Source organism: Oceanococcus atlanticus (assembly GCF_002088235.1).
Lineage (GTDB): Bacteria > Pseudomonadota > Gammaproteobacteria > Nevskiales > Oceanococcaceae > Oceanococcus > Oceanococcus atlanticus.
On record NZ_AQQV01000003.1, the window covers coordinates 17,880 to 42,602 of the forward strand.

The 24,723-nt window shown below is 62.1% G+C and carries 23 protein-coding genes and 1 pseudogene; 10 read left to right on the forward strand and 14 right to left on the reverse strand.

Annotated elements, in window-relative coordinates:
* Positions 1–9: 9 nt before the first annotated feature.
* From ATO7_RS11045 to ATO7_RS11065, 5 genes are all read right to left on the reverse strand, one after another.
* Positions 10–510 (reverse strand): GNAT family N-acetyltransferase, encoded by a 501-nt coding sequence (locus ATO7_RS11045; RefSeq protein ID WP_083561852.1) that lies wholly within the window; start codon positions 508–510, stop codon positions 10–12.
* Positions 511–676: 166 nt separating this feature from the next.
* Entirely contained in the window at positions 677–1,000 is a 324-nt protein-coding gene (locus tag ATO7_RS11050) for an ArsR/SmtB family transcription factor (RefSeq protein WP_083561853.1), read from the reverse strand.
* On the reverse strand, positions 997–1,539 hold the full coding sequence (locus ATO7_RS11055) for an SRPBCC family protein (protein WP_240499466.1): 543 nt from the start codon (positions 1,537–1,539) through the stop codon (positions 997–999). Before ATO7_RS11055 ends, ATO7_RS11050 begins: the two co-directional genes overlap by 4 nt.
* Positions 1,540–1,554: 15 nt before the next feature.
* The gene (locus ATO7_RS11060) at positions 1,555–2,427 is read right to left on the reverse strand and encodes an alpha/beta hydrolase (RefSeq protein ID WP_206044902.1); all 873 of its coding nucleotides are present in this window, start codon (positions 2,425–2,427) and stop codon (positions 1,555–1,557) included.
* A gap of 15 nt (positions 2,428–2,442) precedes the next feature.
* Positions 2,443–3,957: a flavin-containing monooxygenase gene (locus tag ATO7_RS11065; protein ID WP_083561855.1), complete on the reverse strand. Its 1,515-nt coding sequence runs from the start codon at positions 3,955–3,957 to the stop codon at positions 2,443–2,445.
* A gap of 113 nt (positions 3,958–4,070) precedes the next feature.
* Here ATO7_RS11065 and ATO7_RS11070 point away from each other — a divergent pair, with 113 nt between their 5' ends.
* Both ATO7_RS11070 and ATO7_RS11075 read left to right on the forward strand, forming a co-directional pair.
* Complete coding sequence (locus ATO7_RS11070) at positions 4,071–5,093, forward strand: AraC family transcriptional regulator (protein ID WP_158523167.1); 1,023 nt, start codon at positions 4,071–4,073, stop codon at positions 5,091–5,093.
* A 134-nt stretch (positions 5,094–5,227) separates the two neighbouring features.
* Complete coding sequence (locus tag ATO7_RS11075; RefSeq protein ID WP_158523168.1) at positions 5,228–7,108, forward strand: DUF1302 domain-containing protein; 1,881 nt, start codon at positions 5,228–5,230, stop codon at positions 7,106–7,108.
* A 4-nt stretch (positions 7,109–7,112) separates the two neighbouring features.
* On the opposite strand, the gene ATO7_RS11080 is transcribed toward ATO7_RS11075, so the two are convergent.
* Positions 7,113–8,480 (reverse strand): DUF1329 domain-containing protein, encoded by a 1,368-nt coding sequence (locus ATO7_RS11080; protein ID WP_158523169.1) that lies wholly within the window; start codon positions 8,478–8,480, stop codon positions 7,113–7,115.
* A 176-nt stretch (positions 8,481–8,656) separates the two neighbouring features.
* Entirely contained in the window at positions 8,657–9,694 is a 1,038-nt protein-coding gene (locus ATO7_RS11085) for an AraC family transcriptional regulator (RefSeq protein WP_083562827.1), read from the reverse strand.
* Between the two features lie 114 nt (positions 9,695–9,808).
* On the opposite strand from ATO7_RS11085, the gene ATO7_RS11090 reads away from it, so the two are divergent.
* Positions 9,809–10,690, forward strand: a complete 882-nt coding sequence (locus ATO7_RS11090; RefSeq protein ID WP_083561859.1) for a fatty acid desaturase family protein — start codon at positions 9,809–9,811, stop codon at positions 10,688–10,690.
* Here ATO7_RS11090 and ATO7_RS11095 read toward each other — a convergent pair whose 3' ends face one another.
* A complete protein-coding gene (locus ATO7_RS11095) occupies positions 10,691–11,452 on the reverse strand; it encodes an alpha/beta hydrolase (RefSeq protein ID WP_158523170.1) in 762 nt (253 codons plus the stop codon).
* Positions 11,453–11,570: 118 nt separating this feature from the next.
* On the opposite strand from ATO7_RS11095, the gene ATO7_RS11100 reads away from it, so the two are divergent.
* Both ATO7_RS11100 and ATO7_RS11105 read left to right on the forward strand, forming a co-directional pair.
* Entirely contained in the window at positions 11,571–12,260 is a 690-nt protein-coding gene (locus ATO7_RS11100) for an enoyl-CoA hydratase/isomerase family protein (RefSeq protein WP_083561861.1), read from the forward strand.
* Between the two features lie 4 nt (positions 12,261–12,264).
* Positions 12,265–12,753, forward strand: a complete 489-nt coding sequence (locus tag ATO7_RS11105; protein ID WP_083561862.1) for a DUF6231 family protein — start codon at positions 12,265–12,267, stop codon at positions 12,751–12,753.
* Here the strand turns inward: ATO7_RS11105 and ATO7_RS11110 are convergent, their stop codons facing one another.
* Complete coding sequence (locus ATO7_RS11110; protein ID WP_083561863.1) at positions 12,754–13,353, reverse strand: TetR/AcrR family transcriptional regulator; 600 nt, start codon at positions 13,351–13,353, stop codon at positions 12,754–12,756.
* 72 nt (positions 13,354–13,425) lie between these two features.
* On the opposite strand from ATO7_RS11110, the gene ATO7_RS11115 reads away from it, so the two are divergent.
* Both ATO7_RS11115 and ATO7_RS11120 read left to right on the forward strand, forming a co-directional pair.
* On the forward strand, positions 13,426–14,313 hold the full coding sequence (locus tag ATO7_RS11115; RefSeq protein ID WP_083561864.1) for a fatty acid desaturase: 888 nt from the start codon (positions 13,426–13,428) through the stop codon (positions 14,311–14,313).
* Positions 14,313–14,465 (forward strand): annotated as a pseudogene (locus ATO7_RS11120) (rubredoxin); the annotation flags it as partial. The gene ATO7_RS11115 and the pseudogene ATO7_RS11120, both read left to right, overlap by 1 nt.
* Positions 14,466–14,476: 11 nt before the next feature.
* Here the strand turns inward: ATO7_RS11120 and ATO7_RS11125 are convergent.
* From ATO7_RS11125 to ATO7_RS11140, 4 genes are read right to left on the reverse strand one after another with little or no spacing between them, the layout of a single operon-like run.
* Positions 14,477–14,905: a PaaI family thioesterase gene (locus ATO7_RS11125; RefSeq protein WP_083561866.1), complete on the reverse strand. Its 429-nt coding sequence runs from the start codon at positions 14,903–14,905 to the stop codon at positions 14,477–14,479.
* Positions 14,902–15,357 carry a PaaI family thioesterase gene (locus tag ATO7_RS11130; protein ID WP_083561867.1) on the reverse strand — a complete coding sequence of 152 codons (456 nt, stop codon included), beginning with the start codon at positions 15,355–15,357 and terminating at the stop codon, positions 14,902–14,904. Before ATO7_RS11130 ends, ATO7_RS11125 begins: the two co-directional genes overlap by 4 nt.
* Positions 15,354–16,133: a thioesterase family protein gene (locus ATO7_RS11135; RefSeq protein ID WP_083561868.1), complete on the reverse strand. Its 780-nt coding sequence runs from the start codon at positions 16,131–16,133 to the stop codon at positions 15,354–15,356. Before ATO7_RS11135 ends, ATO7_RS11130 begins: the two co-directional genes overlap by 4 nt.
* Positions 16,133–17,323, reverse strand: a complete 1,191-nt coding sequence (locus ATO7_RS11140; RefSeq protein ID WP_206044903.1) for an FAD-dependent monooxygenase — start codon at positions 17,321–17,323, stop codon at positions 16,133–16,135. The genes ATO7_RS11135 and ATO7_RS11140 overlap by 1 nt, the downstream gene beginning before the upstream one ends.
* 120 nt (positions 17,324–17,443) lie before the next feature.
* Here ATO7_RS11140 and ATO7_RS11145 point away from each other — a divergent pair, with 120 nt between their 5' ends.
* From ATO7_RS11145 to ATO7_RS11155, 3 genes are all read left to right on the forward strand, one after another.
* Positions 17,444–19,324, forward strand: coding sequence for an ATP-binding cassette domain-containing protein (locus ATO7_RS11145; RefSeq protein ID WP_083561870.1), 1,881 nt, complete (start codon positions 17,444–17,446; stop codon positions 19,322–19,324).
* A gap of 70 nt (positions 19,325–19,394) precedes the next feature.
* Positions 19,395–19,976, forward strand: a complete 582-nt coding sequence (locus tag ATO7_RS11150; RefSeq protein WP_083561871.1) for a YceI family protein — start codon at positions 19,395–19,397, stop codon at positions 19,974–19,976.
* A complete protein-coding gene (locus ATO7_RS11155; protein WP_083561872.1) occupies positions 19,976–21,181 on the forward strand; it encodes a cytochrome b/b6 domain-containing protein in 1,206 nt (401 codons plus the stop codon). The genes ATO7_RS11150 and ATO7_RS11155 overlap by 1 nt, the downstream gene beginning before the upstream one ends.
* A gap of 35 nt (positions 21,182–21,216) precedes the next feature.
* Here ATO7_RS11155 and ATO7_RS11160 read toward each other — a convergent pair whose 3' ends face one another.
* Entirely contained in the window at positions 21,217–24,666 is a 3,450-nt protein-coding gene (locus ATO7_RS11160) for a pyruvate carboxylase (protein WP_083561873.1), read from the reverse strand.
* Positions 24,667–24,723 lie beyond the last annotated feature (57 nt).

Genomic DNA, 24,723 nt, shown 5'->3' on the forward strand with positions numbered 1-24,723 from the left:
GGCTGCGCGTTACACGGGCTTGGCCTGCGCCAACCATTTGTACATGACCAAAGCGTCGACCAGGCCCAGGTCCGGGTGGTCGAAAGCTTTGGGCAGGCGGCCAACGGTCTCGAACCCCAGTTTGCGCCACAGGCGCACCGCACCCTGGTTACTGGATGCGACGAAATTGAACTGCATCGCCTGATAACCCAGTTTGCGCGCCACGTCTTGTGAGTGCTCGCACATCGCCGTTGCCAATCCGCGGCCGCGCGCTGTGCTGGACACCATATAACCGCAGTTGCATACGTGGCTCCCCGGGCCGGCCTGGTTTGTTTTGATGTAGTAGCTGCCGAGTATCTGGCCTTGATCGTGCGCAACATACGTTTTGCGCGGTGCTTCCATCCAGAGCCGATAAGCGTCGTTTTTGTCGATGTCGCGCGGGTAGGCGTAGGTATCTCCAGCCGCAGCGATGGCCTTGAAGAATGGCCATATTTGATCAAAATCCTGCGCGGTCGCTTGGCGAATCTGCATGCGGCTTCCTGAGTCGTGTGAGCGGCTTCAATGGGGGCAGCCTTACGCGGGTCAAGTTGATAAAACAGCACACCGGGCGTGCGGGGTAACCGATTGGAGTCATGAGTTGCACGGGGCGTTGCCGGTCCACTACACAGCGAGTAAGGAATTCCTTCGAAAGCGTGATCTAGGTGTCGTTGTCATGACTCTCGGCAAAGTCTTTCAAGGCCTGCAGCCGTTGATCCCAGAGTTTCCCAAGCTGATCCAGGTGTTGCTGTGCCTGCTGCAGCGTGGCGTGGTCCAGGCGCGCCTCGGTGATGCGGCCACATTGGGTGAGATGAACCAATTGTGCGCTGACCAGCACCTGGATTTGTTTGCGCGCGCCCTGGCGTGAGACGCCGAGGTCCTGTGACAGCTCACCGAGCGTGCTCGAGTTACAGCTGGCCAGGCGTCGCACGATCTCCAGGCGGATAGGATCGCCCAGTGCCTTGTATACGCTTGCCGCGCTCATCGGGCCTGAGTGCAAAATATGAGAAGGCGCTCGAGCATGAAATCCCAGCCTTTGGAATTTTGCGTATAGGCCAAGGCGAGCATTTCGGCGGGCAGATCGGCAAAGCCTGATTCGGTGAGTGTGACGCGGCAGCTGCCGGCATCAAGCGGCACGATGTGAAATTCCACCAATGTGTTGGGCACCGATAAAACATCGCCAAGGAAGTGATTCGCACCGGGCACCCAGCGGTAGGCAAAGTAGTCATCGGGCCTGGCCGCCGCGACGAAAATTTGGCTGCGACCATGCTCGCCAAAGCCAAACACGGGTTGTTCGCCAACCGCATAGCAGCCCTCCAACGTTTCCGGGAACCAGCGTACGACTTGATCAGGGTCAGCGATCGCCGCGTAAACACGGCTCTGCGGGGCATTGATGGTGAGTTCGCGTTGAATGGTGTTGTGCATGACGGTCTCCAGAGCCGCAATAGCGAGCCGCCAGTGAAGCATGCTGACCAACATAATGCAACCAGTTGGTTGCATTATGTTGGTGGCGATTACGGGCATTCAAGCGCGATGGACTCAGCTTCGCTTTTTGAGAAATGACGCAATGGCGCCAATGGCCTGGTCAGCCTCTTTGAGTATGCGGCTGTGCAGCTGAAACACATGCCACAAACCGTCATAGCACTGCAGTTCGCTGACTTGCCCCGCCTCTTGCAAGGCCCGGTGCAGACGCTGCGCGTCATCCAGCAGAATTTCTTCCGAGCCCACCTGGATCAGCACAGGCGGCAAATTGTCCAAGCGGGCAAACAGCGGTGAGCAGGCCGGATCATCCACCGCGCAAGTTCCGCGGTAGTGGGCGCTGGAGGCTTTCAGCCAACTCAGGCTGAGCATGGGGTCGCGGCGTGCATGGCTGGCAATGGTGGACCCGTTCTGACCCAGATCCACCCAGGGTGAAAGCAGGCACAAAGCGGCTGGCTGGGGCAGGCCGGCGTCGCGAATGGCCACGGCCAGTGACAGGCTCAAACCACCGCCGGCGGAATCGCCTGCGATGCTGATCGAGCGCGCATCGTGGCCCTGTTCGAGTAAATGGGCATAAACCGCCAGCGCATCCTGCAAGGCCGCCGGATGCGGGTGTTCCGGTGCCAGACGGTAGTCCGGTAGCCACACCTCGGCCTGGGCGGCCTGAGCAATCGAGGCGGCCAGTTTGCGGTGGCTGGCAAAGCCGCCCATGACAAAGGCGCCGCCGTGCAGGTAAAGCACGACACGCTGCGGTGCCTGAGTGCCGGCCAGGATGCGCAGCACGGGTACGCCCGCGATACGTTGTTCGCTGTAGCGCGCATCCTTGGGGCCCAGCAGGGTCAGACCGATGGCATTGATCCAGCGGCGCTGCACGGCCACCGGCGTTGCACCGGACAAGGCCGGTTTGATCATCAGTCGCACGACCGACTTCATCACGCTACGCATCTGTCAGGCCGCCTGATCGTGTTGCTGCATCTCGCTGCTGGTTGGCTGCAGTTCGTAGTCCTGCAGGTCCAGCTTGCCGGTCAGCAGACGGTAGGTGAAGGTGAAGCCAGGCCAGTTGTTGATGACCTTGCCGGCTTCGTTGGCATACCAGGAATTGCATCCGGCCACCCACACACTGCTTTTGAGCGCGTCCTGCATTTGTTCGCTGAAATGTTGCTGGCGTTCGGCCTTGATGTTCATGTAGGCGAGGCCGGGGTCGAGCAACATGCGCACACATTGCATGACGTAACGAATCTGCGATTCGAGCATGAAGATGATCGAACTGTGGGCCAGGTTGGTGTTGGGGCCGTAGAGCAGAAACAGATTCGGGAAGCCGGATACGCACAAGCCTTTGTAAGCGTCTGCACCGTCTTTCCAGGCTTCGTTGAGATCAAGGCCATTGAGCCCGGTGACCTGCATCGGGGTGAGGAATTCGGTGGCCTTGAAGCCCGTGCCGTAGATGATCACGTCAACTTTATGGTGGGTGCCATCAGCGCTGATCAGACCGTCTTCGGTGATCTCCTGGATGCTATCCGTGATGATATCGACATGGTCCTGGCTGACCGCCGGAAACCAGTCATTGGAGATCAGAATGCGTTTGCAGCCGATTTTGTAATCCGGCGTCAGCTTGGCGCGTTTTACCGGGTCTTTGACATGCTTGCGCATCACCCGTTTGCTTTGCCAGGCCCAGGCTTCAAGCAGGAAACCCAGCTTGGTGAAGCCCAGGGCGCGGACCTCGTTTTTCCAGTAAATCGAGGTGCGATAGAGGCGGTCGATCAGCGGAAAGCTTTCGAACAGCCATTGCTCGAAACCGCTGAACGGGCGGTCCGGTTTGGGGATGACCCAGGCGCCCGATCGCTGAAACAGCTTGACCTCTTTGACCTTGGGCACGATCTGCGGCACGAACTGAATCGCACTGGCGCCGGTGCCTATCACCGCCACCGATTTTCCGGTCAGATCGACATCATGGTTCCAGCGGGCGGAGTGAAACAGTGCGCCCTTGAAACGATCGGCCCCAGGAATGCTCGGGTAGGCCGGCTGGTTGAGCTGGCCTACCGCGCTGATCACGATATCGGCGGTCAAGGTTTCACCGCCCTTGGTGGTTAGCGTCCATTGCGCGCTGGCCTTGTCAAACTGCGCGTTGGCGACTTCCTGATTGAAGCGGATGTGCTCATGCAGGCCGTACTTGCTTGCACAGCTTTCCATGTAGGAGCGAATTTCCGGCTGCAGGCCGAATTTTCGGGTCCAGTCGCTCTTCGGTTCGAACGAGTAGGAGTACAGATGCGACTGCACGTCGCAGGCCGCACCGGGGTAGGTGTTGTCGCGCCATGTTCCGCCCAGATTCGACGCTTTCTCGAGCAGGGTGAAGGATTCGATGCCGGCCTTTTTCAGTTGTATGGCCATGCCCAGGCCGCCAAACCCGGTGCCGATGATCACGATGTGCGGGGTGACGGCTGCGGATGCCTTTGAACGGGCCATGAGGGTCTCCTGATGTCGCATTTGAATGGCGCAAAGTGTAGGGGCTTGGTGCTTGCTCTTGCAGGCCCTGCGAGGACAAAATATCAATAAAAGAGGACATGGGGGGTGGCGGCATGGCCAGCTGGGATTTTGATCGTCAGGTCACGAGCATGCGCTTGCTGGTCGAGTTTGCCCAAGAGCAGGGCATGGATGTGCGCCGGGCTCTAGCCGGCACGCGGCTGCAGGCGGCTCAGCTCAACGATCCTCAGGCCGTGGTCAGCGCCGCGCAGGAGCTGCGTCTGATCCGCAACATGGTCGAGACCCTGGGCGATGACACGGCACTGGGCGTGGCGTTGGGGCAGCGTTATCACTTCACCGCGTTTGGCGCGCTAGGTTTCGCCATGATCAGTTGCCAGACCCTGCGCGATGCACTGGACATCGGCTTGCGTTATTTCCAGCTGACGTTCGCGTTCACCCGCTTTGTGGTCGAAGACGGGCAGGACGACACCGTGGTCAGGCTCAGCGATGAAGAGCTGCCGCTGCAGCTGCGACGCTTCATCGTGGAACGTGACCTGGCCTCATTCGTGACCTTGCAGCGCGACATCTTTGGTGCGCCGCAGGCCATCCGTGCCCTGCGTTTTGCCTATCCGGCACCGCGTGATCAGCGTGCCTACGCCGATTTTTTCGGGGTCAAGCCGCAGTTCGATCAGGCTGAAACCCAGGTGGTGCTGGATCGCGGCCTCAGCCTGCGCCGCCTGCCACAGGCCAATGAACTGGCCCGTCAGGCCGCAGAAGCGCAATGTCGACAGATGTTGCAAGCGCGTGGTCCGCGCAGCGGGCTGGCCGCCGAGGTGCGGGAGCACATCGCCGCCGGGCTGGCAGACGGGATTAGCATGCAGCGCGTGGCGGCCGACCTGCACATGGTGCCGCGCACTTTGCGTCGTCGGCTGGCCGAACAGGGCACCGCCTATGCTGAACTGCGCGATGAAGTGCGCCAGGCCCTGGCCGAAGCGTTTTTGTCCGGGCCGCAACTGTCGGTTGAGCAGATTGCCGCGCGCTTGGGTTACGCCGAATCAACCAGCTTCATCAATGCCTTCCGCCGTTGGCACGGGCGCAGTCCGCATGCCTGGCGCCTGGACGCGGCGCGGCGCCGTTGATGTCAGTCCTGTCCTACACCGCGTTGGGACAATATCCGCTGTGGTCGGGTGCTACCGCTTCACTAGAATAAGGCACTTGTATTACGTCCGCATGGATGACGGGCGAAACCGCAGCGAGATTGAGGAGAATCGACGTGGGTGTGCAACAGGGACGTTGGTGGCCGCGCTTGGCGCTGGCCGCATTGGGGTTGTATTGGGGCGGTTTGGGGTCGTTGTGGGCCGCAGGCAATTTTTCATTGCCAGGCGGAATTGATGGTGAATATCAGCTCAGCGCCAGCTATGCCTATGCGATTCGACTGGAAAAACCACACGACGGGGTGATCAATGCGCCGCCCAGCGCCGAGATTCCGATCCCCGATTTTCTCAAGTACCCGGAATCCAACAATTACGACGATGGCGATCGCAATTTCGATCAGTACGATGCGGTCAACAACCGGTTTTCCATGCTGGGCGAAATCATTCTGCGCAAGAACGATTTCGGACTGATGGTGCGCGGTGATGCGTTCTACGATCTGGTGTATCGCGACGACAACGCCAACGCATCGCCCCACACATTGAACACGCGGCAGATGCCCAGCAACACCTTCACAGACGAGGCGCGGGCGTTCAGCGGCAAGCGCGCCCGTCTGCTCGACGCGTACGCATTCGGCACCTTTTATCTGCCAGCATCGACCTTGAATCTGCGTGTGGGAAAACACATTGCGGCCTGGGGCGAGAGCTTGTTTTTTGGCGGCGTGGCACTGGCCCAGACACCCGCCGATGCGACCAAGGCCACGGTGCCGGGGGCAGATGTGAAAAGCATCCTGTTGCCGGTCAATCAGGTTTCGGCCTCGCTGACGATCAATCACAAGCTGACGCTGCTGGCCCAGTACAAGCTGGATTTCAAAGAGGTTGAGCTGAACCCGGTGGGTGAGTTTTACTCGGTTTCCGATGTGGTTGGGCCCGGCGCCGAATTCATCTACGGCATCAAGAATCCGGTTTATCCCGGCACGCTGGCCGATATTGATCTGCTCAGCAATGACCTGATCGAAACGCTCAACCTGGTCAATGACCTGTTGCTTGGTGGGCTGTTGCCCGAATTGCCGCCGTTGCTGCCGGAGGCTCTGCCGGAGCTGAGTCTGCCGGACCTTTCGGCACTGACGCCGTTTATTCCCGAGGCCATCAACGTTGAGCGGGAGGCGGACATCCGCCCGTCGGACCATGGTCAGTGGGGCGTGGGCCTGCGTTACCTGACCGACAACGGCTCCACGCTGGGCTTTTACCGGCTGCGCTATCACAGCACCACGCCAGCGCCGGTGCAGAACTATGGTGATGGCATTTTGATTCCCAGCCTGTTGGGTCTGCCGCCGATCACCACGGCGCTGCTCGGGCTTGAAGTGCCGGTGACCTACAACATTCGCTATTTTGACGGCATTGACCTCACGGCGGTCAGTCTGGGTACGACGCTGTTTGGGATCAGTGTTGGCGCCGAGCTGATCTACCGCGAGGGTGTGGATGTGCTGGTGGATGTGGATGGCGGCATTCTGGGGCCGGTGCCGACCCCCACACGCGCGGATGTGTGGCAGGGCTTGCTGTCTGGCATCTACGTACTGGGACCGCGCTGGTTCTGGGATTCCATGGCCCTGGTTGGCGAAGTGGGCTATGTGCACGTCGACAAGGTGACGCCAACCCAGGGGCCGGACGGGCGCATGTTTGATCAGCTCAGCAACACCCGCGATGCCTGGGGCTATTCTGCCGTGGTCAACATCGACAAGCGCAACATCCTGACCGGTTGGGATGGCAGCCTGCTGTTCCAGTTCGCCGGCATAGGCGCTGGGCAGTCGGCCCTGACCTCAGGGCTGGGCTCGCTGATGGGTGAGGGCGACTACCGGCTGGGTGCCGGTGTCGCCATGACCTATGCCAACCGCTTTTCTGTAGGTCTTAACTACAGCGGTTTTCTCGGCACGCCGCATTTCGAAAAACGCCCGTATCAGGATCGCGACGTCCTGTCGCTGACCCTGAAATACGCTTTCTAGGCGGTTATCGCCGGGTGGCGACGCTGCGTACGTTGGCCGGGCGGAAGTGCTCTTCGCCGATGGTGACGAACTCGAACAGTGGTTCTTCGTTCATCATTTCCATGGCCAGGTAACGGCGTGAGTTGAAGTCGTAAATCATGTGGCCTGCGGGGCCGACTGATTGCGTCCACGGCAGCAGCACCTGATGGTATTCCTGGAAACGCCAGAGGTCGTCGCGGGCGTCGTAGATGTCGACCATCACGATGGTCCAGGTGTCTTCGTCGACGTAGAAGCGGCGCTGTTTGTACAGGTGACTGGTGCCGCGGCGGATGTCGGATTCCACTACCCACACGCGAATCTTTTCGTAGCGCATGAGATCCTGGTCAGGATGGTCTGCGCGAATGATGTCGTCGTAGTCGAGGCGGTTGTCGATCAGCTTGTAACCGTTGTACGGCGCAATGATTTCGCGTTTGCCGACCAGCTTCCAGTTGTAGCGGTCGGTGGCACCATTGAACACGTCGAGCTGATCGTTGGTGCGCAGGCCGTCGGAGCCGCTGCCAGGGTTGTCGTAGGCCACGTTGGGTGCCCGACGAGTCCGTCGCTGCCCGGGGTTGTACAACCAGGCGCGGCGCACATTTTCCTGCTGATCCAGCGTTTCGTGAACCAGCAGCACCTGCCCGGCTGAACGCGGCGGCGCCATGGTCAGCTGCAGGAAATAGGCCATCACCCCGTTGAGATCTTCCGGCTTGGCATTCGGCATGCTCCAGGAGAAACGCACGTCTTCGCGCAGCCTGTGCGCGATGAAATCACCGTTGGTCTGAACCACGATCTGGGCGTTGTAGCGTTTCAAAGAGGCGCCGCGAAAACGGGTTTTGTGATTCCACATGATCTCCTGCGGGTGTGAGGGGATCGGGAATGGCACGCCAATCGCACCGTTTTCGATGGATTCGCCGAAATTCGTCATTTCTGCTTTGAGGGCATTTTGCCGAGTGCCTTCGTAGATGTATTCCGGCGCGGCGCCGGTGCGTCGTGTTGGATAGACCGGCATCTTGTAGGTGTCGCCATACATCTCGAACAGGCGCAAATGGCCCTGGCTGAGCATGTCGCGGTATTCGTCGAGATTATCCCGGGTGATCACAAACAGCGGGCGATCAGTGGTGATGTCTGAGAATGTGCGCGGCAGGCGTTGGGCATCTGGTGCGGGTGCCCGCGCCATCACATAGCCACCGGTCCACTCCGGTATGCTGCCGTCGGCATTGGCGGCGCGGGTGCCACCAAGCGGGGTCAGATCCTTGCCCAGGCGGGCGGCTTCTTCGGCTGAGACCTTGGCGTAGGTCGAAAGGGGGGTGAGCGCCATGATCAGCAAAGTGATCAGCGAGGCGTATCGGCTCATAGGTGTTGTCTCCGGCGGCCCGTGACGGGTCTTGGCTTTGTGCATTGTGGGGACTTCTTGTGTAGGTGCTGACACGCACAGTGTCCGCAGACTGTTCCCCTGCAGTCAGCATATTGAGCAATGCGGGCTGGATCAAGAAATGCCGGGGGATTTCGCCACCGCGGCATGCAAACCGTTCAGGGTGAGACGGATGGGACCTTATTCTGGGCCTGCTTGCGGAATTCGCCTGGCGAGACATTGTTCCAGCGCCGAAAGGCTCGAGTGAAACTGGCGGTGTCGGAATAACCCAGCTGGATGGCCAGCTCGTCCAGGGTGATGCGGGTTGCGCTGAGCAGGCGCTCGGCCAGTTGGCGTCGCTCGGTTTCCAGGATGTGCCGGAATGTGGTGCCTTCCGCATCCAGCTTGCGGCGCAGGCTGCGTGGGGACAGGGCCATGGCCTGAGCCACATCATCAATGCCGGCAACCAGACCCAGCTCGCCGAGCAAGTGGGCGCGCACCTGTCCGGCCACGCCAGCCTGTTGGCGGCGCTCCAGCTGCTGGCGGCACTGATCCTCCAGCATGCGCACCAGATGAGCATCAAAGGTGCTCAACGGACGGTCGGCATCGGCCCGGGGGATCAGCAGTTCATTGTGATCGCAGCCGCTGTCGGGCTTGACCCCGACCAACCCCGCGATGACCTCGCGGTACTCCAGGTCAGGGGCACGAAAACGGATGTTGTGCACATGCACGCCGGCGAGGCTCAGTTCACGCACCAGGTTGACGGCCGTGGCCATGTCCCGTTCGAGCAGAAACTGACGCAGATGACGCGGAATTGGGGCCGGGTCCATGCGCACACAGAGCATGTCGCCATCCTCGGCCATGCCGATACGGCAATAGGCCGTGCTCAGTGGCAGATAACGCAAGGCGTGGCGGAAGGCTTCGAAAAGCGTGCGGCTGGTGCGCAGGGCGAAACCCCAGATGCCGAAAGTGGCCACGTTGTATTGCAGGCCGAGCTTGAAGCCCAGCGCGGCTTCATCGGGCAGGGCCAACATCAGGTTTTCGACCAGGCGCAGCTCCTGATCGCGGGTGATCAGTGCGTCGGCCTCAAGCAGCGCGGTCGGATCGATGCCGGTGCCGAGCAGGCAGACATCCTCGGACACGCCGTAGCCTGCCGCGAAATTGAGCATGACCTGGCTGATCGCGATGGGGTGCAGGATCTCGGCGTCCACATTCATGCGCCACATTGTAGGCCGGCTGTCCCCAAGTGCATGCATGTTGTCCGTATTGGCCCTGTAGGCACCGCCGCCGGCGGTCTAATCTGGAGACAGATCAAGAACCAGGAGTAGACCATGTCCGCCGATCTTGCTGCACTCAACAAGCAAGCCATAGTGGCCGCCAAGCAACACATGAATCACATCGCCTGGCCCACGGTGGCGCTGGTCGCCTTGGTGCTGGCCGGCATGGGCCTGACTCTGGGCCTTTTTGCGGCCGGCCTGATCTCGGCCTGGCTGGCTACGCCGCTGGTCGCGGCACTGACCTACATGTCCTACACGCCGCTGCATGAGGCCGCCCACGGCAATATCCATGGCGGACGTGATCACCTCAAGTGGCTGAATGACCTGTGTGGTTATCTGGTTGCACCGTTCATCATGGTGCCGTATGCCTCGCATACGGTTGAGCACTTCACCCATCATCGGCACACGAATCAGCCGGACAAGGATCCGGACTATGTGGTCAGCAGCATGGCCAACGGACCGGTCGCGGCGTTTTTGACCGTGTTCCGCTTTCTGTGGGTGCAGAACAGCTTCTTCGTCCACAACCACTGGGCCAAGGCGACCCGACGCGAGCGTGCGATCTACCTCGCGGAGGTTACGGTTTCGCTGGGCTGGCGGGTGGCCTTCATCGCCCTGGTGGCGCAGCCGGGCACGGCCGTGGTGATCGTGCTGGGCTACTTTTTCGGTGGCCTGTTCACGGCCTACTGGTTTGCCTACCGGCCGCACATTCCCTATCAGGACCCGGCCCGCTATCGCAACACCAACAGTCTCATCATGCCGCGCTGGATGAAACCCTTTGAGTGGTTCTGGCTGGGCCAGAATCTGCATTCCATCCATCATCTGTTTCCGCGCGTGCCGTTCTACCGCTACCACGCACTGCACCGCGAAATCGAACCCATCATGCGGGCGCACGGCACGCCCATCGTGGGCATTTTCAGCCGCCGCCCGGTGGACTGATCAAGACAGATTGCTGATCCAGTTGTTGAGATCGTCGGCGACCTTTTCCCAGCCGGCATCCAGCATCAGGTTGTGCGCCATGTTCGGGTAGATGGTGGCTTCGGCGCCGTAAGCGGTGGCCGTGCGGCGCACCACATCGGGCGGGAAGATGGTGTCGTGCTCCCCGCCGATCACCCACTTGGGCAGTTTGGGGTCGGCCTTGGCCGGCTTGGGCAGATCTAGGGCCAGCATGTCGAGAAAAGCCCGAAAGGATTCGTTCTGGGTTTTGGCCCAGTACTGGCGCACCTCGCTCTCGGGCATGCTGGCACTGTAAAACAGGGCCTGGGCGAAGCGCGGTTCGCGCACCAGGTGATACAGGTTGAAGCCCAGACTGGCCACGCCCAGATCAATCGGCCGTGAGCGCAGCAGATGCCAGACCACGCTGAACACGCCCCACGGCGGGGCCGCGCCGAACAGCGCGGCACCAGCCAGATTGGGCGGTTGTCGCTCCATCACTTTCTGCACCACAAAGCCGCCCATGGAGTGGCCGGCGACAACAACCGGGCTGCTGCTGGCCTGAATTTGTGTCTCGACCGCGTCCGCGTAGTCGCGGACCGAAAACCACGGGATGCGGCGTGTATCCTGGCGTCCGTGCCCAGGCAGATCGATGGTTTGCACCTGCAAGCCGTGCTGGCGCAGGTAGGGGGCAAAGCGCTCTTCCCAGCACCAGGCTCCGTGCCAGGCGCCGTGGACGAGCAGCAGTGTGGGGGTGCTCTCGCTCATGCGTTGTCTCCGGGTTTTCATCCATGCAGGCCGGCTTAACACGGCCCGGTATCGCAGAGTAATGTAACCGAACACGTACTCTGTGGTGTCGTCCAGGACACCCTCAAACAGCGACGAAATGAAAGAATTTGTATTGCGCGGGCGCGGCCCCAACACCATGACCCTGGCTTCGCTGCAGGCGCTACGCGACTGTCTGGCTGAACATCCGGACGAGCCGTTGCTGATCACCGGACATGGCACGGCGTTCAGCGCCGGTCTGGATATCGACGCGTTGATTAAGGATGACCCCAAGCGCGTCAGCGATGCGATTGAAGATGTCGCCGCCGCGCTGTTTTTGCATCCGGCCCCCACCGTGGCTGCGGTCAACGGCCACGCCATTGCCGGTGGTTGTTTGTTGCTGCAAGCCTGTGATCTGCGTATTGCTCGGGCTGACGCCACGATCAAGATCGGTATGCCGGGCGTGGCGCTGGGGATCAACTATCCGCCCAAGCTGATGCGCATTCTGCGTTACCGCATAGCTCCACAGTGCATCGATCGGGTGCTGCTCGAAGCGGCCAACCATGCACCGCAGCAGGCCCTGGCGCTGGGGCTTGTGGATGAGCTGGCCGATGATGAGCTGGGCCTGGCGCGTCAGCGTCTGCACAGCCTGGCGGCGCACCCGCGCGAGGCTTACGCCGAGACCAAGCGGGTGCTACGCGAACAGGCTCTGGAGGTCCCCCCGGCAGAGCGTGCGCATTTCGAAGCGCGCTTCAGCAGTCACTGGAATGGCGCGGGTCTGAGCCGCAATCGGCGCGACAAGGCGGGGTAGCGCCATGACGGACAGCAGTGCAAAGCAATCGGCGGGTGAGGTGCTGGCGCGCATCGTTGATACGGCGGCGCCGCAGCGCTTGCTCAGCTGCGGGACCACGGCAAACGAGGTCGGCCAGCGCTGGCTGGCCTGCAATCCTGCGCTGCAACTTGCACTGTTCGAGCCGCCCCAGGCGCAGGACGCCATCGCGGCGATGGCCGGGGCCGATCTGGCCTTGGTCAGCGACACCCTGGATCAGCTTGATCAGGCCGAGGGCAGCCGGCTACTTGGTTTGCTCCGCAACTACGGCACGCAGCGTATCGCCGTGCTGGTGGCGAGCGATGGCCGCTGGCAGTTGAATGAGTTGGTCGCTCTGGGCTTTCGGCGTCATGTCGAGCTCAGCGATGGCCTGACCCTGTACAGCTACAAGCTCGACAGCTACAACCACAAACGCAACTGGAACAATCCACGTAACTGGGCCAACCCCGAAATGTGGGACAAGGCGCGCTGGTGACTACTGCGGCGCGTGGATCAGCCATTGCGCCAGATTGCTGAATTGATCGATCAGTTGGTCCCGGCTAATGCCGGGCGCGGGCTCGGCGATATAACGGATCAGGGTCAGCATGATGCCGTTGACCAGCACATAGGTGCGGACCTGGACATCCGCCACAGGCTGTGGCGGCGGATGGCGCAGCAGCACCTGGCTGATGACCATGAGCATCTTGTGCTCCAGGGCACTGAGATAGCGCCCGCTGTCCATCTGGTTCCAGTAACGGGACAGATGCAGGTAACGCGCCTCGTCACGCTCCAGAAAATCCCAGATTGCATTCAGCATTTCACGAACGAATTCCGACAGGGTGGCCTGCGGCATGCGCGCGTACTGATCGTTGATCAGGGTCGACATCTCATCGACAAAACGGTTTAGCACCGCAGCGTACAGATCCTCTTTGCGATCGAAATACTGGTACAGCGAGCCGACGCTGATACCGGCGTAGCGGGCGATGCGTGCGGTGGTTGCTGCGTTCAGGCCTTCGCGTGCGATGCACAGCAACGTGGCATCGAGCAGGCTTTCAACCAGCGCGCGAGAGCGTTGCTGGCGGGGCTGTTTGCGCATGATTAAAGCGAATTGAATGCGAATAAATAGTCACATTAGGATGGGATTCCGCTTTTGTCGAGGATCTGCCGCATGCGTCACAACGTCGTCGACCTGAACCTGCTCAGTCCCCAGGATCAGCTGCGTTTCAAATCCCTGACCGCCACGCCGGGGCTATCGTGGCCGGTGCTGCTGCTGTGGCTGCTGGTGCTGGGGGCGTATGTCATGTCGTGGGTGGGTGGACTGGCCGGTTGGCTGCCGCTGTGGGCGGGCATGCTGATCAACAGCGTGGCCGGTTATTACGCCTTCAGCATTGCCCATGACAGCATCCATCGCGCGGTGTCCCGCAACACCCGGCTCAATGATGCGATCGGTCAAAGCGCGATCATGCTCGGGGCGCCTTACGTCAGCCTGTCGCTGTTTCGCTGGGCTCACATTCTTCATCACCGCTTCGCCAACAGTGCGCGCGACCCCGACTGGATCCTGCATGGGCCGGCATGGTCCTTGCCGTGGCGCTGGATGTTCATCGATGTGCTGTATCTGCGTCACACCCTGAAAAACCTCGACCCGGTGTCACGGCGGCATTTGCGCGCCAGCATGCGTTGGGCGCTGGGCAGCCTGGTGCTGTTCACGGCTTTGATTGCGTCGGGCTACGGCTGGCACCTGCTGATGCTATGGCTGATCCCGTCACGCGTGTTGTTCGTGACTCTGGGCTTTGCGTTTTTCTGGTTGCCACATGTGCCGCACGACACCGCCCAGGCCGACAATCTGACCCGGGCGACCACCGTGCGGCTGGGCCACGAATGGATACTCAGTCCCTTGCTGCAATGGCAGAACTACCATCTGATCCATCACCTGTGGCCGACCACACCGTTCTATAACAACCGCCGGGTCTGGCGTCTGGTTGAGGGCGAGCTGCGCCAGCAGGATCTGTCGATACAACATGGCCTGGCCTTGTATCCCACGCGACAGGAGGCCTAATGGACTACCGCCGCTACCGCTGCATGTATTGCGCCCATGTGTATGACGAAGCCCGCGGTGACCCGGACAGCGGGATTCCCGCGGGCACCCGGTTCGAGGATATCCCCGATGACTGGATGTGCCCCGAATGCGGGGCCAGCAAGGCCGACTACGAACGAATCGATTAGGTCGCCGGATCTGAGGCGCTGTCGACGTCGCTTTCAAGCAAAAAATGGCCGCGCCCGACCGACACCGGTCGCTGCGGGTCGTCCTGCCAGCAACGCACCTGAACCTGCGCCACGCGCCGGCCTTTACGCAGCACCTCGCAATGGGCGTGGCTGTCGCGGGCCTGTGCGGAACGCAGGAAATCAAGCGAAAAATCTACCGGCTTGGGCACCCGCTGCTGGTCTTCGGTGATGCTGAGCCAGATCATCGCGGCATTCTCCAGAAAACCACCGATGGCGCCGCCGTGGACGGCTCGCAAGTGCATGTTGCCGACCAGGTCATCACGAAACGGCAGGGTGAAGATGCCGCTGTCGCTGTCCAGGCAGATGCCCAGGTAAGCGGCGTAGGGGATGCGCTGCAGCGCGCTTTGAAAGCGTTCGTGGGTCATGTTGCAGGCTCCAGCACGGACGGGGTCTTGTGCGCGGTGCGCATGAAGGCGGCGCGGGCCAGTGCGGTGGGCTGCTCGGCATCGTTCTGCCACACACGCCCGCTGACGAACACGATCTGCCGGGCGATGCGGTCAACCTCGGCTTCCAGGATCAGATCCAGTCCGGCTACGGCGGGGCGGTGGTAGTCCATGCGCAGATCGATCGTGGCAATGGGTTCGGGGGCGTCCAGGGCACTGAGGATGGCCGCCCCGAAGCCGGAATCGACCAGCGACAGCTGCACCGAGGTGTGGATCAGTCCGCGTTCGGCATCACCGAGCAGGAAGTCGGCATAGGGCTGACGCACGCGCACGCGGCCGCGCTCGACCTCCTCAATGACCTGGCCCAGGGCGCCGCAATGCGGCACCGAGGTGGCGTAATAGCGTTGCAGCGGATGCTCTTTGCTGGCACTCATCGCGGCTCCAGCAGCAGGTTCTGCGCCGCATCCGCGATGACGCCTTGGCTGTCCCACACGCGGGTTTCCGCCAGGCCCAGACCAAAGGACTGAAAATGGCTCATGGCGTCCAGACAGACCCAGTCACCGACCGGGTAACGGCGAATGTTGACGTTCAGGTCTGGGTTCATGAAGGCGTATTCGCGCGGGTTCACTGCGGCGCTGACACCACTGCCGGAGTCCACCGCCAGCATCAGGCGTTGCAGCGGGCTGATGGCGCTGTCGTCGATCAGCGGCATGCGCGGGCGCATCCACATCTGCGCATGACCGCAGCCGGGGCCGCCGCTGACCCGGCAGGATTGCATTGCGGTGTGATAGCCGACCGGCCCGTCGAAAAAATCGAAGGTGAAATCCTCGCCGCTGGCGGGTTCGGGCGGCGCCTTGGGGTCATGCGATGGCAGTTCGGGGGTGGCAACATCGCACCGACGCAGGAGCAGGGCCAGCGCCGAAATCACGGTCTGGTCGCTGTCGCGATCGATCAGTCGGGCTTCAATGATGCGGCGTCGCTTGCCGCCGGTGCGCTGGGTCAGTTCCACACGCAGGCGGGCGATCGGAATCGGACGCAACAGGTCCAGACTCAGGCGCGCTACATGCATGGGGCCGGCTTCGGCCTCCACCGCGTGCGCGATCAGGGCCGCCGGTGGGCCGGCATGCTGAAAGCCGCGTGCCCAGGGGCCCTGGGTGTGCTCGGTGGCGATGAAGTCGCCGTTGTCGCTGCGAAAAAAACAGTCGCTCATCAGGTGTTTTCAGAAGTGGGGTCGGTGACATCGTAAGCGTAAAGCCAGTCCTGACGTCGGTGGAAAAAATCGGGCCACAGGCGGGCCAGCAGCCACAAGGGCCAGTAAGCGGGGGCGGGGCGGTGGAAGACCTTTGCGTTGGCGCGTGAGGCGGCCTGAACGCGGGAGGTGCGCGGCTTGCGCCAGCTTTCGTAGCGGGCCAGTGCCGGGCTGATCTGTGCGGCCGCGTCGAGGCTGCTGGCCAGTGCCCAGGCATCTTCGATCGCCATGGCCGCGCCCTGGGCCATGAACGGCAGCATGGGGTGGCAGGCATCGCCGAGCAACACACAATGGCGGTGCTGCCAACTTGTCAGCGGTGGGCGGTCAAACAGGGCCCAGCGATGATGCACGGCGGCGCTTTCAATCAGCCTGGTGACGATCGGATGCCAGCCGGCGAAGTCTGCCAGAACCTGTTCACGCGGGCCTTGTTCGTGCCACGACTCGCGCTCCCAGTGGGCCTGCTCAATCACACCGACGAAATTGGCCAGGGCACCACCGCGCAGGCGGTAGGTCACGGCATGCCGCTGCGGTCCGGTCCACACGCAGGCGCTGGGTGGTGGCCGGTGCTGCCCCAGCGCCTCGACCGGGGCCACCGCGCGCCAGGCCACGTGGCCGGTAAAGCGCGGGCGGTCCGGGCCGAACAGAATTTCGCGCACGCGTGAATGAATGCCGTCGGCGCCGATCAGCAGATCGCCATGCAGGCGCTGTCCGCAGCTCAGCTTGACCTCGACGCCACTTGCGCTGTGCTTCAGCTGCTCCAGGCGTGCATTCAGCCGCAGTGCACCGGGCACACGTATCATCAGGCTCTGCGTCAGCACCTGCAGCAGGTCGGCTCGATGCAGATGCAGATAGGGCGCGTTCCAGCGCGCCGCAGCAGGCGCTTGCAGGGCGATGCGAAAGATTGATTGCCCGCTGCGACCCAGGCGCATTTCCAGGGCTTGCGGGGCGAAACTCAGGGCGTCGAGTTCGGGTAGCACATCCAGGGCCTGCAACACTTTGCAGGCATTGGGGCTGAGCTGCAGGCCAGCCCCGACTTCGCGCAATTCTTCGGCCTGCTCGATGACCTGCACCGACCAGCCGCGAGCGTGCAGAGCCAAGGCCGCACTGAGACCGCCGATACCGGCGCCACAGATAATTGCGTGGCCGCTCAAGGCAGAGCCACGTCGGAGCATGAGGGGATCAACATCAGACCATTCTCGCCCAGCTCTCCACAGCAAAGAAACCGCTGCGCCTGCGGTACACTCGCGCGCCATCCTTCCATGTGTTTGTGTATGCCTCTTCTGAGTGCCAAGAATCTCCAGCTGCAGGTCGGTTTACAGGTCCTGCTGGATCACGCTGAGCTGGTGATAGAGCCGGGCGAGCGTGTCTGTCTGCTGGGGCGCAATGGCGAAGGCAAGTCGACCTTGCTGCGCGTGATTGCTGGCGAGGTGGCTCTGGATGGCGGTGAGATCCAGCGCGAAAACGGCTTGCGTGTGGCCCAGCTGCCGCAAACCGTACCGGGTGATCTGGCCGGCAGCGTGTTCGAGGTGGTGGCCGAAGGTCTGGGCGAACTGGGCCGCACGCTGGCGCAATACCATCAGCTGATCGAAGCCGAAGCGGCTGATCTTGAACGGCTGGGACGCTTGCAGAATCTGATCGATGCACAGGACGGCTGGAATCTGGACAACCGTGTCAGCGAGGTGTTGTCGCGTCTGGATCTGCCCGCTGGGACGCCTTTTCGGGCTTTGTCCGGTGGGCTCAAGCGCCGCGTACTGCTGGCCCGCGCGCTGATCACCGAGCCGGATTTGCTGCTGCTGGATGAGCCGACCAACCATCTGGATGTCGACAGCATCAGTTGGCTGGAGGAGTTTCTGCTGCAGTGGAACGGCACTTTGCTGTTCATTACCCACGACCGGGCATTTTTGCGCCGTCTGGCCACCCGCATCATCGAACTGGATCGCGGACGCCTGACCAGTTGGCCGGGGGATTACGACACCTATGTGCGGCGCAAGCAGGAGGCGCTGGATGCCGAAGCTGAAGCCAATGCCCAGTTCGACAAGAAACTGGCACAGGAGGAGGTGTGGATACGCAAGGGCATCCAGGCGCGTCGCACGCGCAATGAAGGGCGCGTGCGGGCTTTGCATAAATTGCGAGAAGAACACCGCGCGCGGCGCAATCGTCAGGGCACGGCCAATGTCGTGATCCAGGAGGCCGAGCGCTCGGGCAAGCTGGTCGCCGAGGTCGAGGATCTGAACTTTGCCTGGGACGGCAAGCCCATCGTGCAGGGGCTTACGACCACCATCCTGCGTGGTGATCGCATCGGCTTTATCGGGCCGAACGGTGCGGGCAAAACCACGCTGCTCAATCTGCTGCTCGGCAAGCTGGCTCCGGACAGTGGTCAGGTGCACCACGGTACGCGCTTGCAGGTCGCCTATTTCGACCAGCTGCGCGATACCCTGGATGAGGACAAAGCGGTGTTCGAGAACGTCGCCGAAGGCCGTGATCATGTAGAGATCAATGGTGCCAGCAAGCATGTGCTTGGCTACCTGCAGGAATTTCTGTTCACCCCGGAGCGCGCGCGCAGCCCGGTGCGCAGCCTGTCCGGCGGGGAGCGCAGTCGCTTGCTGCTCGCCCGCTTGTTCACCCAGCCATGCAATCTGCTGGTGCTGGATGAGCCGACCAACGATCTCGATCTGGAGACCCTGGATCTGCTGGAAGAACGTCTGGCGGAGTTCGGTGGCACGCTGTTTTTAGTCAGCCATGACCGTGATTTTCTCGATCGCGTGGTCACGCGCAGTCTGGTGTTCGAAAAGCCGGGTCATATCGGCGACTACGTCGGTGGCTATCAGGACTGGCTACGCCAGCGTCGCCCTGCGCCTGCAGCGCCGAGCAAGGCACCGGCGAGGGCACCCAAACCGGCCAAGCCAGCAGCGCCGCAAAAGCCTGCCAGCAACAGTTTGAGCCGCGAGGAACGCAAGGAACTGGGCCGCTTGCCGGGCCAGCTGGAAAAACTGGAGGCGCGCCAGCAGACCTTGAGCAACGCACTGGCCGAGCCGGATATCTACCGCGAAGACCCCGCCCGTGCTCAGGCTCTGCAACGCGAGCTGGCTGAGCTGGAGGAGCAGATCAGCAGCACCTTCGAACGCTGGGAAGCCCTCGAAAGTCGGGCATGAACCGCGCGCCGGGCGTGTGGTCGAAGTCGGGCATTCACATCAACCATGACGTTTTAACAGGGAGTTGTTCATGAACACGCTGAATCGCATCTGCAGCGCTGCGCTGCTGGCTGTTGCTGTGGCAGCACCGGCCCAGGCCGCCGACAAGTACAAATTCGATACCGTGCATTCGCAGGTGATCTTCTTCGTCAGCCATCTTGGTTTTTCCATGTCGGAAGGCGAGTTTCTCGACTTTGACGGTGGTTTCAGTTTTGACCAGAAGAACTGGGGCAATTCCTCGGTGGATGTCACCATCAAGACCGCCAGTATCAGCCTGGATGACAAGAAATGGGACGACCACATGAAGAACGAGGACTTCTTCAACGTGGAGAAGTACCCGACCATGACCTTCAAGAGCACCAAGGTCGAGAGCAAGGATGGCAAAACCGGCACCATCACCGGCGATCTGACCCTGCTTGGTGTGACCAAGCCGGTGACCCTGGATGTGACCTTCAACAAGGCGGGTGCGCACCCGTTCAACCCGAAAAAACAGCTGATCGGCTTTTCCGCCACCGGAACGCTGAAGCGTTCGGAATTCGGCATGAAATACGCCTTGCCGGCGGTGGGTGATGAGGTTGAAATCCGTATCGAGGTAGAAGCGGAGAAAATCTAGTGTCGCGAGAGCTGCAGCAGTGGACGCGACTGGCCGTCGCGCTCCACTGGCTGGTCGCGCTGCTGATCGTTGTCAATCTGGGGCTGGGACTGCTGGCCGAACGCATGGCCATGTCGCCGGCAAAGCTCAATGTCTATCTCTGGCACAAATCGGTCGGTATGGCCGTGCTGGCGCTGGTGGGCCTGCGTCTGGCCTGGCGTTGGACGCACGCACCGCCTGCACCTCCGACCAGTCTGACGCCCCTTGAGAGGCGTGCAGCCAGCACCACGCATATGCTGCTTTACCTGCTGATGCTGGCGCTGCCCCTGACGGGCTGGTGGCTGAATTCGGTGGCCAATTTCCCGTTCCGTTGGTTCGGCTTTTTCGAGGTGCCGGCCATCGCTGCACCCAGCGAAGCCATGGCAGCGCTGGGCGAAACCTTGCACGGCGCGCTGGCCTGGGCCTTGCTGGGCCTTTTGGTCCTGCATGCCGGGGCCGCGCTCAAGCATCACCTGTGGGACCGTGATGATGTGTTGCGGCGCATGTGGCCACGCCCGGTCGGCGCCGTGGTGCTGATGGTGGCCGCAGTGGGGCTGCCTGCATTGATCTGGTCGCAGCTTGGTGGCGTGAGCACAACGGCAGGCGCCGAGCATGGTTCGCCACAGGCAGACGCCGCCATGGCCTCTGTGGGCCCGCACGATGTGTTGTCCGAGCGCGCCGCCGCGCCCGCCTGGAAAACCGACATGGCGCAATCGCAGTTGGGTTTTGTTGCCCGCTACGACGAAGTCCCGGTTGAGGGTGTGTTTACCCGGTTCACCCCGGATATCCGTTTTGATCCGGACAATCTGGCCGGCAGCGCCTTTGACGTGAGCATTGCGATTGCTTCGCTGGACACCGCAAGCCGTGACCGCGACGACATCATCCGCCAGGATGCCTGGTTTTTTGTCGAGCGTTTTCCCAAGGCCCGTTTCGTCACCCAGCGCTTCAAGCCGCTCGGCGAGGGCCGCTTTGAAGCCGATGCGCGCTTGAGTCTTCGTGGTCGCGAGCAAGCCGTGCCATTCGTGTTCGAGTGGCGGGAGCAGGGCGATGGCAGCGTGCGTCTGCGCGCCCATGTGGTGCTTGACCGGCGCGATTTCAACATCGGCACCGGATCATGGGCGTCAGATGATTCGGTGGGCTTCGCGGTCGACGTTCACGTCGACCTGCGTCTGCAAGCCATGCCCTAGCTGCGCCGCTTGATAGGCCGCGCTGGCCAGGCTGGCTAGTCGCTTAAGCGCAGCAGCAGATCGTGCATGTCCACGCTGTTGCCTGCCGTCACCGTGATATCGGCCACCGTGCCATCACGCGGTGCGGCAATCACGGTTTCCATTTTCATCGCTTCCAGCGTGATCAGTGCCTCGCCCTTGCGCACGGCATCGCCATTTTTGACCGCCACGCGCACCACCATGCCGGCCATGGGGGCGCCGATTTCGGCCTCATTGTCGGGGTTGGCCTTGGCCTTGCCGACGCTGCCCTGGGCGTGCTGGTTTTCCACCCGGATTACCCGCGATTGGCCGTTGAGCTCGTAGAACAGGCGAGTCACACCGTCCTCTTCGTGGAAGGCCATGCTCTGCAGGCGGATGATCAGGCGTTTGCCCTTGTCGATGTCGACGCTGATTTCCTCGTTCTCGTCGAGACCGTAGAAAAAGGTTTCGGTCGGCAGGGTGCTGACGTCGCCGTAGCGTTTGCGGTGTTTGACGAATTCCTCGAACACCTTGGGGTACATCAGCCAGGAGGCCAGATCGGTGTCGCTGATTTCGCGTTCCAGACTTTTGCTCAGTTGCTCGCGCGCGTCATCCAGATCAACCGCCGGGATGTGCGCGCCGGGGCGCCCGTCAATCGGTGCGCTGCCCTTGAGGACCTTGGCCTGCAGGGCGCCGGGCCAGCCGTCAGGCGGGGTGCCGAGTTCGCCACGGAACAGCGAGATCACGGATTCGGGGAAATCGATATCACGTTCGGGATCCAGGATGTCCTGTTCGTTCCAGTTGTTGGCCACCATGGACAGGGCCAGGTCACCCACCACCTTGGAGGAAGGGGTCACTTTGACGATATCGCCAAACAGACGATTGACCGTGGCGTAAGCGCGGGAGACTTCGGGCCAGCGCGGGCCCAGGCCCATGGCGCGAGCCTGTTCACGCAGATTGGTGTATTGCCCGCCCGGCATTTCGTGCTGGTAGACATCGGCCGTGCCACTGCGGATATCGCTCTCGAACGGGGCGTAGACCTTGCGCACATCCTCCCAGTAATCCGACAGCTGACGCATCGCTGCAAGATCCACATCAGGCGCTTTGTCGGCGTGCTGCAGGGCCGCGGCGATGCTGCCCAGATTGGGCTGGGAGGTCAGCCCGGACATCGCATCCAGGGCGCCATCTACCGCATCGCAGCCGGCATCGATGGCGGCCAGCACGCTGGCTGCGGCAATCCCGCTGGTGTCGTGGGTGTGGAAATGGATGGGCAGATCGATTTCCTGCTTCAGCGCGGTGACCAGAGCATGTGCCGCGCGTGGTCGGCACACCCCGGCCATGTCCTTGATGCCGAGCACGTGGGCGCCGGCCTCCTGCAGGGTGTGGGCCAGCCTGAGGTAGTAGTCGAGGTTGTACTTGGGCCGGCTCGGGTCGAACAGATCGCCGGTGTAGCAGATGGCGGCTTCGGCCACGCCGCCGGCCTCGCGCACCGCATCAATGGCCAGGCGCATGTCATCCACATTGTTGAGGCAGTCGAAGATGCGGAAGATGTCGATGCCGTTGTGCGCGGCCTGGCGGATGAAGTACTGCACCACGTTGTCGGCGTAGTTGGTGTAGCCCACCGCGTTGGCCGAGCGCAGCAGCATCTGGAACGGGATGTTGGGGATCTCTTCGCGCAGGCGGGCGAGACGTTCCCAGGGGTCTTCCTTGAGGAAGCGCATGGCTACGTCAAAGGTGGCGCCGCCCCAGCATTCCAGCGAAAACAGCCCGGGCAGCAGGCGTGCGTAGTGCGGTGCAATTGCCAGCATGTCGCGGCTGCGCATGCGTGTGGCGAACAAGCTCTGATGAGCATCGCGTAGGGTGGTATCGGTGAGCAGCGTGCGTGGCTGCGCCTTCATCCAGTCGGCAAAACCGTCCGGGCCGAGCTCGCGCAGCACGTCGCGGGTGCCACTGGGGGCAGGGCTGGTCAGATCGGTGGCCGGCAGGCGCGGTTGTGGCAGCGGTCGGGTCGGCGGCTGGCGGTCTTTCATTTCCGGGCTGCCGTTGACCACGATGTCCCCGATGAAGCGCAGCAGCTTGGTTGCGCGGTCGCGTCGCGGGGTGAACTGGAACAGCTCCGGCGTGGAATCGATGAAACGCGTGGTGTAGCTGGCGTCGGCAAACTTGGGGTGGCCGATTACGTTTTCCAGAAATTGCAGATTGGTGGCCAGGCCGCGAATGCGGAATTCACGCAGGCAGCGGTCCATGCGTGCGATGGCTTCTTCCTGGGTCGGCGCCCAGGCGGTGACCTTGACCAGCATGGAATCGTAGAACGGGGTGATGACCGCGCCGGAATACGAGGTGCCGCCGTCCAGGCGTATGCCGAAGCCGTTGGGGCTGCGGTAGGCGATCAAGCGGCCATGATCGGGGGTGAAACCATTTTCCGGATCTTCGGTTGTCACGCGACACTGCAGGGCATGACCGTCGAGGCGGATCTGATCCTGGCGCGGCAGTCCCGGATCGCCGATCCTGTGCCCGCTGGCGACCTTGATCTGTGCCTTGACGATGTCGACGCCGGTCACTTCCTCGGTCACCGTGTGCTCGACCTGGATGCGCGGATTGACCTCGATGAAGTAGTAGGCGCCGGTGTCGGCATCAAGCAGGAATTCCACCGTGCCGGCGTGGGAGTAGCCAACGCTGCGGCACAGGCGCAGTGCGGTCTGGCACAGGTCTTCGCGTTGCTGGTCATTGAAGTAGGGTGCCGGGGCACGTTCCACCACTTTCTGGTGGCGCCGCTGCACCGAGCAGTCACGCTCGAACAGGTGGACCAGCTCGCCGTGCTGGTCGCCGAGGACCTGCACTTCAACGTGCCGGGCATTGCGGATCAGCTTCTCGGCATAGGTTTCATCGTTGCCGAAGGCGGCTTTGGATTCGCTGCGCGCCGAGGTCAGCTGGGCTTCCAGCTCGGCCTCGCTTTCGATCACCCGCATGCCGCGCCCGCCGCCGCCCCAGCTGGCCTTGAGCATTACCGGATAGCCGATCTCGGCGAGTATCGCTTTGCAGGCTTCGATGTCGTCGGGCAGGGCCTGGCTGGCCGGCAGCACCGGTACATCGGCATTTTCGGCCGCACGCCGGGCCGAGACCTTATCGCCCAGAGTACGCAGCACCTCAGGGCTGGGGCCGATGAAGCGGATGCCGGCCTCGGCGCAGGCTTCGGCGAAATTGGGGTTTTCCGACAGAAAGCCGTAGCCCGGATGGATCGCATCCACACCGGCATCGCGGGCAATGCGAATGATGTCGGGAATGTCCAGATACGCCGCAATGGGCTTTGCGCCGGCACCGACCGGATAGCTTTCGTCGGCTTTGAAGCGGTGCAGCGAGAAGCGGTCCTCGTGTGCGTAGATGGCCACCGTGCGAATGCCCATTTCGGCAGCGCCGCGCATCACGCGGATGGCGATCTCACCGCGGTTGGCGACGAGCAGCGATTTGACCGGCTGGTGTTCACTCATGCGGACGGGTTCCGTTGTGTGCAAATGCCCTACCATAACTGATGTAAAGGCCTGCAA